Genomic DNA, 13,261 nt, shown 5'->3' on the forward strand with positions numbered 1-13,261 from the left:
GAGCGGGTATGCACAGTTATGACTATGGGCTGATCCTCGCCTTTTTCGCCTTGGTGCTATTGCCCGCGCCCTGGCTGGGGCGCTTTTACTACAAGGTGATGGAAGGCCAGCGCACTTGGCTGAGCCCGGTGCTGGGGCCCGTCGAAAAAGTCTGCTATCGCATCGCCGGGGTGGACCCGGCCATCGAGCAAAGCTGGCAAAAATACACCCTGGCCCTGCTGGCCTTTAACCTGGCGGGCTTCGTGCTGTTGTTTGCGATTCTGTTGCTTCAGCAATATTTGCCGCTCAACCCGCAGCAGTTGCCGGGGCAAGAGTGGACGCAAGCCTTCAACACCGCCGTGAGCTTTGTCACCAACACCAACTGGCAGAGCTACAGCGGCGAAGCGACCCTCAGTTACTTCAGCCAGATGGCCGGCCTGACCGTGCAGAACTTTGTCAGCGCGGCCACCGGTCTGGCGGTGCTGGTTGCGTTGTGCCGGGGCATCAGCCGTCGCTCTGCGCACACATTGGGCAACTTCTGGGTCGACATGACCCGTGCCACCCTCTACGGCCTGTTGCCGTTGTGCCTGGTGCTGGCGCTGTTCCTGGTGTGGCAGGGCGTGCCACAGACCTTCGCCCATTACGTCGATGCAGTGACGATGCAAGGCGCAGATCAGGTTATTCCGCTGGGCCCGGCAGCCAGCCAGATTGCGATCAAGCAACTGGGCACCAACGGTGGCGGCTTCTTCGGCGTGAACTCGGCGCACCCGTTCGAGAACCCGAGCGCCTGGAGCAACCTGTTCGAGCTGGCGTCGATCATTCTGATCCCGGTGGCGCTGGTGTTCACCTTTGGCTATTACGTCAAGGACCTGCGCCAGAGCCGGGCCATTGTCGCCTGCATGCTGGCATTGTTCCTGATCGGCGGCGGCACGGCGCTGTATGCCGAACACCAGCCCAACCCGGCGCTCAACAGCCCGCTGGTTGAGCAAACTGCGCCGCTGGAAGGCAAGGAAGTGCGCTTCGGCACCACGGGTTCAGTGCTCTGGACCGAAACCACGACGTCGGCCTCCAACGGCTCGGTTAACGCCATGCATGACAGCCTCAACCCGCTCACCGGGATGGTGGCGCTGGTCAACATGATGGTCGGTGAAGTGATCTTCGGCGGCGTCGGTGCCGGGCTCTACGGCATGCTGCTCAATGTGCTGATCGCGGTGTTTCTCGCCGGTTTGATGATCGGTCGAACCCCGGAGTACCTGGGTAAAAAGCTGCAAGCCAAAGAAGTGCAGTTGCTGGTGGTCACGCTTTTGGTGATGCCGGTGGGCGTGCTGGTGCTGGGATCGATAGCGGCTGTGCTGCCCGGTGCCGTGGCGTCAGTGAGCAACCCTGGCCCCCATGGTTTCAGCCAGATTCTGTACGCCTTCACTTCGGCCAGTGCCAACAACGGCTCTGCGTTTGCCGGGCTCAACGCCAACACGCCGTTCTACAACCTGATGCTGGGGTTGGGCATGTTGATCGGGCGCTTTGGTTACATCCTGCCGGTGCTGGCGTTGGCAGGCAGCCTGGCGCTGAAGAAAACCGCGCCGATTGGCCAGGACAGTTTTCCGACCCACGGCCCGCTGTTTGTAGCGCTGTTGACCGTGACCATTTTGCTGGTGGGCGGCTTGACCTTCTTGCCGACGCTGGCCCTTGGCCCAATCGCTGAACAACTGACCCTGGGCTTCTGAGGAGACGATGATGACTATGCCTGCTCCTGTTTCAAAGTTGACACCCACGCCTGAGGTCAAGGTGCCCGAGTCACCGAAAACGTCGTTCGCCGATATCTGGCGCCCGGCGTTGCTGCAAGCGTTCGTCAAGCTTGACCCGCGCCAGCTCAAGCGCTCACCGGTGATGCTGGTGGTCGAGCTGACTGCCCTCTTCACCACCGTGCTGTGCTTTATGCCCGAGCCTGCGGTACCTACCGGCGTAGCGGTGCAAATCGCCCTCTGGCTATGGTTTACCGTGTTGTTCGCCAACTTTGCTGAAGCCCTGGCCGAGGGCCGGGGTAAAGCCCGGGCCGACAGCCTCAAGGCGGGCAGCGTGGGTTTGAGTGCGCGTCGTCGCACGGCCACGGGCGGTTTTGAAGTGGTGCCCGCCACCCGTTTGCGCAAGGGGGACGTGGTGCGCGTCGAAGCGGGGGAGATGATCCCCGGCGACGGCGAGGTGATTGAAGGGATTGCCGCGGTCAACGAAGCGGCGATTACCGGCGAATCCGCACCGGTAATCCGCGAGTCGGGCGGTGATCGTTCGGCGGTGACAGGCAACACGCGACTGGTGAGTGACTGGTTGCTGGTGCAAATCAGCGCCAACCCGGGCGAGTCGACACTGGACCGCATGATCGCCCTGGTTGAAGGCGCCAAACGCCAGAAAACCCCCAACGAAGTGGCGCTGGATATTCTGCTGATCGGCTTGACCCTGATCTTCCTGATCGTGGTAGTGACCTTGCAGCCGTTTGCCTACTTCGCCGGTGGCAGCCTGCCGCTGGTGTTTTTGGTGGCGCTGCTGGTGACACTGATCCCCACCACCATCGGCGGTTTGCTGTCGGCCATTGGTATCGCCGGTATGGATCGTCTGGTGCGCCTGAACGTGATCGCCAAATCCGGGCGTGCGGTGGAAGCGGCCGGTGATGTGCATGTACTGATGCTCGACAAGACCGGCACCATCACCTTTGGCAACCGTCGCTGCACGGCGTTGTATGCATCCCCCGGCGTGACCGTCAAAGAGCTGGCCGAGGGCGCGTTGCGGGCCTCGCTGGCAGACGAAACAGCCGAAGGCAGGTCCATCGTCGAATTCATTCGGGGGCATTACGACCTGCCTGAACTGCCGGTGTCCGACTTTACGGCGGTGCCATTTACCGCTGAAACGCGCCTGTCGGGTATCGACTGCAACGGTCGGGTGTACCGCAAAGGGGCCGTGGATTCGGTGCTGGCGTTTGTCGGCCTCAAACGCGGCGAGCTGCTGCCCGCCCTGTCGCGAGAAATCGACAAGATCGCCCAAAGCGGCGGCACGCCTTTGCTGGTGTGCGCCCAGGGCCGTTTGCTCGGCGCGATTCACCTCAAGGACGTGGTGAAGCCCGGGATCCGCGAGCGCTTTGCCGAGTTGCGCAAGCTGGGGATCCGCACTGTGATGGTGACCGGTGACAACCCGCTGACCGCTGCTGCGATTGCCGCCGAAGCCGGGGTGGATGACGTGCTGGCCGAGGCCACGCCGGAGAAGAAACTGGCACGCATTCGTCACGAACAGAATGACGGGCGGCTGGTGGCCATGTGCGGTGACGGCGCCAACGACGCCCCGGCACTGGCCCAGGCTGACGTGGGCATGGCCATGAACGATGGCACCCAGGCTGCACGTGAGGCGGCCAACATGGTCGACCTCGACAGCGACCCGACCAAGCTGCTGGATGTGGTGCAAATCGGTAAGGAGTTGCTGGTGACACGCGGCGCGTTGACCACGTTCTCGATTGCCAACGACGTGGCCAAGTATTTCGCGATCTTGCCCGCGCTGTTTGCCTCGATCTACCCGCAACTGGGGGTGCTCAACGTGATGCATCTGAGCAGCCCGCAAAGCGCGATCCTGTCGGCCATTGTGTTCAACGCCCTGATCATCGTGGTGCTGATCCCGCTGGCCCTGCGCGGGGTGCGGGTCAAGGCAGCCAGTGCCGCTCATTTGCTGCGCCGCAACCTGCTGATCTATGGCGTGGGCGGGCTGGTGGTGCCGTTTGTGGGCATCAAGCTGATCGACATGCTGCTCACCGCTGTGCATCTGGTTTAACCACCTGAAGGGGAAATGACATGACTGCTTTTTTACGTCCGGCCCTGAGCCTGATGCTGTTGATGACCGCCATCACCGGGGTGATCTACCCGCTGACCGTGACCGGGATCGCGCAACTGGCGTTCCCTGAACAGGCCAATGGCAGCGTGGTACGTGACAGTGCCGGCAAGGTGCTGGGGTCGGCACTGATCGCGCAGAATTTCACGGGTGACAGCTGGTTCCACCCACGGCCATCGGCGGGGGCGTTTGCCACGGTTTCCAGTGCCGCGAGTAACCTGGCGCCGAGCAACCCGGCACTGGCCACACGGGTCAAGGCCAGCGCCGCTGAACAATCAGTCGACGGCCAGGGCCCGGTGCCATTGGCGATGCTCACCACCTCGGGCAGCGGGCTGGACCCGCACTTGCCACCACAGGCAATTCGCTATCAACTGGCACGGGTTGCTGCAGCGCGCAGCTTGCCGGTACAGACCGTTGAACGGCTGGTTGAAAGCCATATCGAGCAGCCGCTGGTAGGGCCGCCGGTGGTTAACGTCCTGCTGCTGAATCAGGCGTTGGCGCAGCTCAACCACTGACCCCCCTGCGGGAGCGGGCTTGCTCGCGATGCTGGCGACGCGGTACTTCATTGAAGCCGGGTCGATGTCATCGCGAGCAAGCCCGCTCCCACAGGTCACACACCCCCGATTTACAGGTAAAAACATGAGCCATTCCGGTCGCGCCGATGCGCTGTTAGCTGATTTGCCACGGGCAGGCCGTGGCCGGCTCAAGGTGTTCCTGGGTGCGGCACCCGGAGTGGGCAAAACCTACGCCATGTTGCAGGCGGCCCACACTCAGCTCCGGCAAGGAGTGGCGGTGCTGGCGGGGGTGGTTGAAACCCATGGTCGGGCCGAGACGCAAGCGTTGCTCAACGGCTTGCCCCAGCAACCGATGCTGCGCTCGGAGTATCGCGGGGTGCAGCTCGAAGAGATGGACCTGGACGGCCTGCTCGCCGCCCGGCCCACGCTGGTGCTGGTCGATGAACTGGCCCACAGCAACGCCCCCGGCAGCCGTCATGCAAAACGCTGGCAGGACGTGCAGGAATTGCTGGCGGCCGGGATCGACGTGTACACCACGGTCAACGTCCAGCACCTGGAAAGCCTGAACGATCAGGTGCGCGGCATCACCGGGGTGCAAGTGCGTGAAACCGTGCCGGACTGGATCGTGCAGGAAGCCTACGAGCTGCTGTTGATCGACCTGCCGCCCCGTGAACTGCTGGAGCGTCTGCGCGAGGGCAAGGTGTATGTGCCGGAGCAGGCGCGGGCGGCGATCGATGCATTTTTCAGCCAGACCAACCTCAACGCCTTGCGTGAGCTGGCGATGCAGACGGCGGCAGTGTACGTCGATGATGAGCTGGACAAAGGCTATCGCCAGCAGGGGCAATCGGCCCCGGCGCTGCGTGGCCGGCTGCTGGTGGGGATTGATGGCGATGTACATGCCGAGCGCCTGGTGCGTCACGCAAGCCGGGTGGCGGAACGCCGTCATTTGCCCTGGAGCCTGGTGCATGTGGACAACGGCACGGTACGTGACGAGCAATCACGCCTGCGCCTGCAAAGCGCCCAGCAACTGGCTGAGCGCCTCGGCGGCGAAGTGGTGTTGCTGCGCGCAGGCGAAGTGGCCAGGACCCTGATTCAACACGCCGGCGAGCGCCGCGCCAGTTTGCTGCTGGTGGGGCAATCGCGCCTGACCTGGCGTCGTCGCCTGTTCGGTGGCGGGCTGGCGTCGCGCTTGTTGCGCGATGCCCATGGCCTGGAAATCAACGTGCTCGACAACGAGCAGTCGCCCACGCCACCCGCCAACCGCAGCGAACGCACGCTGGTGTGGTTCGACTATGGGCTGGCGCTGATTGCCACGGTACTGGCCAGCGCCCTGGCCTGGGGGGTGTCCGGTGTGCTGGCGCTGCCCAATATCTCGCTGGTGTTTTTGGCCGCCGTGTTGCTGGTGGCGGTGCGCAGCAGCCTGGGGCCGTCACTGGCCTGTGCGGCGCTGTCTTTTCTGGCCTACGACTTTCTGTTTATCCCGCCCAATTTCTCTTTGAACATTCAGCGCGAAGAAGATGTGCTGACGCTGTTGTTCTTCCTGCTGATGGCCGCGCTGACCGGCAACCTGGCCTCCCGCCAGCGCCGCCAGTTGCAGGCCCTGAGGGACACCCAGCAAGAAACCACCGAACTGCTCGACCTGTCGCGAAAGCTCACCGCCGCCACTGACCGCAAGGCCGTGGTCAATGCTGCGGGTCAGCATTTGAGCGGCTGCAAAGAACTGGATGTGTGCTTGCTCAACCGCGATGGCAATGGTGGCTGGGAGGTGGAAACTGGCGGGCCGTTGCAGTTTTCCGAAGCTGAACGCGCCGCTGCGGACTGGGCCTGGGCCCACGACCAGCCGGCCGGCAAGGGCACGGGTACCTTGCCCATGGGCCGCTGGTGGTGGTGGCCGATAAGCGCCGAAGAAGGACCGCTGGCCTTGCTCGGTGTGTGCCCCAAAGAAGGGCAGCAGTTGAGTGGCCAGCGTCGGCGCTTGCTGATGGCGCTCAGTCAGCCACTGGCCCAGGCGCTGGCGCGTGCGCGCCTGGCACAAGACCTTGAAGCCGCCCGCCTGCATGGCGAAACCGAGCAGTTGCGCAGTGCGCTGCTGGCGTCGGTGTCCCACGATTTACGCACCCCGCTGACCACCATGCGCGGCAGTATCGACACCTTGCTGGCGCTGGGCGAGGCAATCCCGCTGGCAGACCGGCGTGATCTGCTCGAAGGCACCCGTGATGAGGCCGAGCGACTGGACCGCTATATCCAGAACCTGCTGGACATGACTCGCCTGGGCCACGGCGCGCTGAAGCTGGCCCGCGACTGGGTATCGCCGGCCGACATCGTGGGCAGTGCCCTGAACCGCCTGCGTGCGGTGTTGGCGCCCCTGCAGGTGCAGGTTGATGTGCCGGCGCAACTGCCGCTGTTGCACGTCCATGCCGCATTGATCGAGCAGGCGCTGGTCAATGTGCTGGAGAACGCCGCACGTTTTTCACCGGCCCATGGTCAGTTGCAACTCACGGCGGGAGCGGACGGGGTGCAGTTGTGGTTTGCCGTCAGCGATCAGGGACCTGGCATACCCGAAGAGGAACGGGCGAGTATTTTCGACATGTTCTACACCGCTGCCCGGGGCGATCGTGGCGGGCAAGGCACGGGGCTGGGGCTGGCGATTTGCCTGGGCATGGTCGGAGCCCATGGCGGGCGGATCACTGTGGGTGATGGTATTGGCGGGCAGGGCACCTGTATCACTCTGTACCTGCCGTTGCCCGAGCAGCCAGGCCTTGAGCATGAAGAGGCAGAGCGTGAAGACTGATACTCTTTGGCCATTCCTTTGCCGCGACAACAAGCCATGAGCCAGAGTGCGACCATTTTGGTCATCGACGACGAACCGCAGATCCGCAAGTTTCTGCGCATCAGCCTGGTGTCCCAGGGCTACACCGTGCTGGAAGCGGCCACCGGCGCTGAAGGGTTGAGCCTGGCAGCGCTCAGGCAACCTGATGTGCTGGTGCTGGACCTGGGGTTGCCGGACATGGACGGCCAGCAGGTGCTGCGCGAGCTTCGCGAATGGTCCGGGGTGCCGGTGATGGTGCTTTCGGTTCGCGCCAGCGAGGCGCAAAAAGTCCAGGCGCTGGACGGCGGGGCCAACGATTACGTGACCAAGCCCTTCGGTATTCAGGAATTTCTGGCCCGGATTCGCGCGTTATTGCGTCAGGCGCCTGCGGGCGAGGCTCAGGAGCCGGCGTTGGAGCTCGGCCCGCTGGTGGTGGATCTGGCCTTTCGCCGGGTGCTGCTGGACGGTGTCGAGGTGGCCCTGACCCGCAAGGAATACGCCGTACTGGCGCAGCTGGCGCGCCATCCCGGGCGGGTCATCACCCAGCAGCAATTGCTCAAGGATATCTGGGGCCCGACCCACATCGAGAACAGCCATTACCTGCGCATTGTCGTCGGTCATTTACGTCAGAAGCTGGCGGATGACCCGACCTGTCCGCGGTTTATCGTGACCGAGGCCGGGGTCGGTTACCGGTTGTTGGACCCGTCTTCATTTTCGTAGCGATCCAGGGTGTCCTTGGCAATTTGCCGGCCGAGGGCGATCAGTTCCTGGGCTTTGTAAAACTCGAAAAACCGGCACACGCGCTTGGGTACGTTGATCAGGATATCCGGCGGGTAACCGGCAATCTTGTATTGCGCCAAAGAGGTTTGCATCACCTCGAAACTCTGGTTGATCAGGTCCAGCAGTGAGGCCGGGCCGACGTTGTCGACGATCACCGAACCGGTGGCCGATTTGGGCGAGCCCTGGGCTGGCGCAGGGCGTGCGGGTCGGGTCGAGTCGAGCCAGGGGTCGGGCAGGGGCTCGGCCAGGGGGTGGAGCATTTCCTGTTCCAGGTTCAGCAATTGTTCGGCATGTTTGGTGCGAAACGGCATGCGCGAACCCAACGAACTCATCAAATGATCAAAGCGCCCTTTGAAGGCGGCAGGGCGCTGGATGACAGGCAATTGGTAGTTGCTCTGCTGGGTTGAATTCAGGTTGACGGCGATGATCAGGTCGCAATGGCTGGAGACCACCGGCACGATGGGCAACGGGTTGAGAAGACTGCCGTCGACCAGCATCCGGTTGCCTTGCATCACCGGGGTGAACAGGCTGGGGATTGCCGCTGAGGCGCGCATGGCCTGGTGCAGGCAGCCCTCCTGAAACCAGATTTCCTGCTGGTGGGTGAGGTCGGTGGCCACGGCCGTGTAAGGGATGCGCAGGTCTTCGATATTAATTTCGCCGACGATGTTGCGGATCTGGCCGAAGACTTTCTCGCCGCGAATGGCCCCCAGCCGAAAGCTGACGTCCACCAGCCGCAGCACATCGAGGTAGTCCAGGCTTTGAATCCAGTCGCGGTACACGTCAAGCTTGCCGGCTGCGTAAATCCCCCCGACCACCGCGCCCATGGAGCAGCCGGCGATGCAGGCGATGTTATAGCCCCGGCTTTCGAGCTCTTCGATCACGCCAATGTGGGCATAGCCGCGGGCGCCGCCTGAGCCCAATACCAATGCAATACGCTTTTTCATGAACCTACCTTTCCCCGGACAGATACCTACAATGCCTTTTTGTGGCCGGCAGTGACAGCTTTCGGGAAGAACCCGTATCTGCAAGCTAGGCTAGGGTCTGTTGACGTTTGGTTGTGGCCGCGCCACATGGGCTATCGGCCCTTCGGGTCGCGTGTCAAATTTCGCCAGGCTGCGTTGCAGGGCTTGAGAAGGGAACAACCATTCCCTTCGCCCTGCGCCTTACCTGGCAAAATTTGACCCAGCGACGCGGCTCACAACTAAACGTCAACAGACCCTGGCTAAGGCACTTTTACGCCGTTTGTCCGTCTTAGATTGCACTGAACATTTATTTTTGAGGAAAACACCATGAAAGCCTGGATTTGTGTGCCGTTGATTGCCCTGGCGCTGGCGGGTTGTGCGGGAAACAAAACGGCTTACCGTGACAGTTGCGCCGCGCAACTGGACGGAGCCTGGCATGAACTGGACCTGGCCAAGGCAGAAGGCTTTGCCGGCACTGTCAGTTACTCCAAGGCGCTGTCCTTGCTGACCGCGGCTAAAACCCAGCAGCAATTCGAAGCGTTTGAGGGTTGCAGCAAAAAAGCCGAAAAGGCGCGTTTCTATATTCGTGAATCCCGCGCCGGGCGTTGAGCCGGCGGGGTAATGGGGGAGTGTGAGGATGTCTGAGCTGGTTGACCGGATAGTGGCAAACATTCTGCGTCTGGAGGTCAAATTGCTGGCCTGTCAGGCGCGCCTGGAAGCCGACACGGACCCGGAGGCCCTGCACGACTTGCGCACCACGGTGCGCCGCTTGCGCAGCCTGTTGCGGCCGCTGCGTGGCTTGCCGGGCGTGGTACAGCTGGAGATGTCGGCGTCCCAGGTGGGCGTTTTGACGACACCGTTGCGCGACCTTGAAGTGCTGGCGGCGCATTTACAGAAAAATGGCTACACGACGCAGGCCCAGCGCCGCTTGCAGCAGTTGTACGGCAGTTACGCCCAGGTGGCAGATAGCGAACAGCTGGCTCAGTTGCTGATGATCCTTGATGTGTTCCCGCGTTTTCTGCGTGCCGCCGAGCGTGAAGGCATGTTGCGCGGTTTGCGCCAGCGCATCGAAAAGGTCCTTGAAAAACAGTGGCAAACCCTGGAAAAAGCCCTCAATGATCCGGGCCATGATCGCCACCGTGTCAGGTTGCTGATCAAGCGCGTGCGCTATGCGGCCGAGGCCTACCCTGATCTCAATCAGCTACCGCCGCAGGTGCTGGTGCGACTCAAGGGTGCGCAACAGGCCTTGGGCGAGTGGCACGATGCCTGGCAGTGGCTGGTCCAGGCCGGGCAGCATCCCGACTTGCAACCCTGTGTTGCGCAATGGCAGGCAACCCTTGAACACGGTGAGAAGCGGGCTGACAAGGCGCTGGTCAAATTGACCGCGGCTTGCTTTCACTCCTGATGTTTGGCCGATATAGCACTGTGCAGGGTCAGATGGATGGGTAGTATCCCGTCATACTTTTCTGGCTAGAGGTGCTTATGCAGTTTTGCGAATTGGTAGCAGCGGTGCGTAACACGCCTTTGGACGTGACCATCCCGGCAGACTGGGGTCAGGGCCGTGCCAGTTTCGGTGGCCTGGTGGTGGCTTTGCAGTACGAGGCCATGCGCGCGCAGGTCTCGACCGAACGTGCGTTGCGTTCGTTGGCAGTGAGTTTTGTGGGCCCCGTGGCCGCCGATGTGCCGATCCGTTTTGAGGTCGAGGTATTGCGCGAAGGCAAGGCGGTCAGCCAGGTATTGGGACGTGTTGTGCAAGAGGGTCAGGTTGTGACTCTGGTACAAGGCAGTTTTGGCGCCTCACGCGAGTCTGCGGCGCGGGTCGAAGGGTTGCCCGCGCCAGCGATGACGCCGCCCGAGCAATGCCCGCTATTGCCCTACATCAAGGGCATAACCCCTGAATTCATGCGCCACCTGTCCATGGGCTGGGCCGTGGGCGCATTGCCGTTTTCCGGTCGCGGTACGCGAGAAATGGGGGGGTGGGTGCGTTTTGCCGGTGAGGTCAAGGACGAGCCCCTGACCGAAACCCATTTGCTGGCGCTGGTCGACACCTGGCCGCCTGCGCTGTTGCCCCTGCTGAACAAACCGACTGCGGGCAGCACGCTGACCTGGACCATCGAGTTCGTGCAGCCGCTGCCGCCGGCCAGCACCCTTGAGTGGTGCAAGTACCTGGCGGTCATTGAGCATGCCCGTGATGGCTACGGGCATGTGGCGGCCAATCTGTGGGCTCCGGGTGGGGAGCTGATTGCGATCAGCCGCCAGACTGTCGCGGTGTTTGGCTAGGGTGTTCCCGCTACATTGCGGCCGCGACGATAGCCCATGCGGTGCAGGGCACGGCGCGAGCAGCGACGCGGCTCGCAATGAAACGGGAACAGCCCCCAATCAGAAGGCCTGACTGCCCGGTTGTCTGGCTTCGGATTTGCGGCCCTGACGCTGCAACCCCAACCCCGCAAACAAGGCGATCAGTCCAATCACCGCGCTCGTTGCGTTTTCACTGAACACGCCCGAGACCACCAGTAGAAAGGCCAGCACCATCATCGCAATGGCGATCAGGTCCAGTGCCTGACTCTTTGCGTTCTGACGGCTCTGGGGGTTCGAGCGCCACTGCCAGGCCGGAAAATCGGGATGACGTTTGCCCATGATTGCTCTCCTTGTTCAAGGGTTCAGCCTTGGCTGAACCGGATGAACAAAGAATAGGCCCGGGGCCGGTGAGGGGCGAATCAACAATGGCTATGGGCCTTATAGGCAGATGCCTATAGCTTTAACTGACCAATCGCCCGGTTCAACTCGCCGGCCAGGGTTGCCAGTTGATTGCTGGTGGTGGCCGAGTCGACGGTTTGCTGCACCGTGTTTTCGGTGACATCACGAATGCTGACCACTGCGCGGTTCATCTCTTCCGCCACCTGACTTTGCTGCTCGGCGGCCACGGCGATTTGTGTGTTGCTTTCACGCATCTGTGCCACGGCGTGGGTGATTTCGGCCAGCGCTGCTCCGGCTTCCTGGGCCTGCTGGACACAATCGTCGGCCTTGAAAGTGCTTTCCTGCATAAAGTCCACGGCGTCGCGTGTGCCTGCCTGCAAGGCGGAAACCATGGCGGTGATTTCGTCGGTGGAGGTTTGCACGCGCTTGGCCAGGTGCCGTACTTCATCGGCGACCACGGCAAAGCCACGGCCCATCTCACCTGCACGGGCGGCCTCGATGGCCGCGTTCAACGCCAGCAGGTTGGTTTGCTCGGCGATGCTGTGAATCACGCCGACCACACCGTTGATCTTCTGGCTGTCCTGGGCCAGCTGCTGAATCATCTCTGCGGTGGTTTGCACCCCGGTCGACAGGCTGGCGATGGACTGCTGCACGCGGCTGACCACTTGCTGGCCGCTGCCGGCCAGGTCGTCTGCGGTTTGCGACAGGTCGCGGGTAGCGCCTGCATGTTGGGCAATGTGGTAGACCGTGGCCGACATTTCATTGATAGCGGTGGCGGCCTGGTCGGTTTCGCTTTGCTGGCCAAGCATGCCGTGACGCACCTCATCCATGCTGCTGGCCAGGCGAGCGGCCCCGGCATCCAGTTGCGCGGCAGTCTGGGCCACGGTGTTCACCACCCGCTGGTAGCCGGCCTGCATGGCATTAAAGGCGCTGGCCATCTGCCCGACCTCATCGGTACAGGCCAAGGGTACCCGGGCGGACAGGTCGCCGGTTTTTTCGACATGGAGCATCACGTCCTTGAGGGTGTTGAGCTGGCTGAGCAGAAAGCGGATCAGCAACTGCGAGGCACAGAGCATGGCCAGCATCAGGACCAGCACCGCGACGGCATAGTTGGGCAGCCGTTCGACAAACACTTGCGCCAGGCTGGGCGTGTACGCCAATACCGCGATCTTTTGCCCGTCGTCACGGGTCAATACATCGGCACCGGCCAACAGATCGTGCCCGAACAGCGGCATGGGGTTGATCGAAACCCAACCCTGAGCGTGGTTAAGTTGTGGCACCGGTTGGTCGTGAACCTTGGGCGTTTGCCCGGGCTCAAGCCGCAGCAGATGCGCGGCCTGGGGCAAGGCTTGCCCGGCAGGCCAGGCACCGAGCAATTGCGCCTGAGACCGGGCACTGGCCTGTGCATCTGCGCTGCGCGATTGTTGCTCAAGCTGTACGGCGTACAGCACCAGCAACAACGTGGTGACAAACGCCACCGCATTGACAGCCCAGAATTTGTATTTGAGAGAGATGTTGCTAAGCCAGGTGCCCATGGGAGGTCTTCTCTGAGTTGGCGCAAACAATATTGGCAAGGTGCCATCATTGTGCCGCTATTCAGGGGCGATCCTGTTGATGTGGGTCAAGTGTGCAAAAAAAAAGAGGAGATCTTCGCA

Annotated in this window: 11 protein-coding genes; 8 read left to right on the forward strand and 3 right to left on the reverse strand. The window is 62.3% G+C overall.

The annotated features are described in order from the left end of the window. Nucleotides 1-8 precede the first annotated feature (8 nt). From kdpA to ACZRMS_RS03100, 5 genes are all read left to right on the forward strand, one after another. Entirely contained in the window at nucleotides 9-1,703 is a 1,695-nt protein-coding gene (kdpA, locus tag ACZRMS_RS03080) for a potassium-transporting ATPase subunit KdpA (RefSeq protein ID WP_463994074.1), read from the forward strand. 10 nt (nucleotides 1,704-1,713) lie between these two features. Then, nucleotides 1,714-3,786, forward strand: coding sequence for a potassium-transporting ATPase subunit KdpB (kdpB, locus tag ACZRMS_RS03085; RefSeq protein WP_463994075.1), 2,073 nt, complete (start codon nucleotides 1,714-1,716; stop codon nucleotides 3,784-3,786). A gap of 20 nt (nucleotides 3,787-3,806) precedes the next feature. Further along, on the forward strand, nucleotides 3,807-4,358 hold the full coding sequence (kdpC, locus tag ACZRMS_RS03090; protein ID WP_463994076.1) for a potassium-transporting ATPase subunit KdpC: 552 nt from the start codon (nucleotides 3,807-3,809) through the stop codon (nucleotides 4,356-4,358). Between the two features lie 124 nt (nucleotides 4,359-4,482). After that, the gene (locus ACZRMS_RS03095) at nucleotides 4,483-7,149 is read left to right on the forward strand and encodes a DUF4118 domain-containing protein (protein WP_463994077.1); all 2,667 of its coding nucleotides are present in this window, start codon (nucleotides 4,483-4,485) and stop codon (nucleotides 7,147-7,149) included. A 36-nt stretch (nucleotides 7,150-7,185) separates the two neighbouring features. Then, the gene (locus tag ACZRMS_RS03100) at nucleotides 7,186-7,887 is read left to right on the forward strand and encodes a response regulator (RefSeq protein ID WP_463994078.1); all 702 of its coding nucleotides are present in this window, start codon (nucleotides 7,186-7,188) and stop codon (nucleotides 7,885-7,887) included. On the opposite strand, the gene ACZRMS_RS03105 is transcribed toward ACZRMS_RS03100, so the two are convergent. Continuing rightward, nucleotides 7,854-8,891: a patatin-like phospholipase family protein gene (locus ACZRMS_RS03105; RefSeq protein WP_463994079.1), complete on the reverse strand. Its 1,038-nt coding sequence runs from the start codon at nucleotides 8,889-8,891 to the stop codon at nucleotides 7,854-7,856. The genes ACZRMS_RS03100 and ACZRMS_RS03105 overlap by 34 nt on opposite strands. Nucleotides 8,892-9,236: 345 nt before the next feature. Between ACZRMS_RS03105 and ACZRMS_RS03110 the strand changes: the two genes are divergently transcribed. From ACZRMS_RS03110 to ACZRMS_RS03120, 3 genes are all read left to right on the forward strand, one after another. Beyond that, nucleotides 9,237-9,518 carry a hypothetical protein gene (locus tag ACZRMS_RS03110; RefSeq protein ID WP_463994080.1) on the forward strand — a complete coding sequence of 94 codons (282 nt, stop codon included), beginning with the start codon at nucleotides 9,237-9,239 and terminating at the stop codon, nucleotides 9,516-9,518. A gap of 28 nt (nucleotides 9,519-9,546) precedes the next feature. After that, complete coding sequence (locus ACZRMS_RS03115; RefSeq protein ID WP_463994081.1) at nucleotides 9,547-10,314, forward strand: CHAD domain-containing protein; 768 nt, start codon at nucleotides 9,547-9,549, stop codon at nucleotides 10,312-10,314. Between the two features lie 77 nt (nucleotides 10,315-10,391). Further along, nucleotides 10,392-11,189, forward strand: a complete 798-nt coding sequence (locus ACZRMS_RS03120; protein ID WP_463994082.1) for an acyl-CoA thioesterase — start codon at nucleotides 10,392-10,394, stop codon at nucleotides 11,187-11,189. A 99-nt stretch (nucleotides 11,190-11,288) separates the two neighbouring features. Here ACZRMS_RS03120 and ACZRMS_RS03125 read toward each other — a convergent pair whose 3' ends face one another. Then, nucleotides 11,289-11,546 (reverse strand): terminase, encoded by a 258-nt coding sequence (locus ACZRMS_RS03125; protein ID WP_463994083.1) that lies wholly within the window; start codon nucleotides 11,544-11,546, stop codon nucleotides 11,289-11,291. Between the two features lie 113 nt (nucleotides 11,547-11,659). After that, nucleotides 11,660-13,141: a methyl-accepting chemotaxis protein gene (locus ACZRMS_RS03130; protein ID WP_463994084.1), complete on the reverse strand. Its 1,482-nt coding sequence runs from the start codon at nucleotides 13,139-13,141 to the stop codon at nucleotides 11,660-11,662. Nucleotides 13,142-13,261 lie beyond the last annotated feature (120 nt).

The sequence above is a fragment of the Pseudomonas sp. B424 genome (assembly GCF_055408345.1).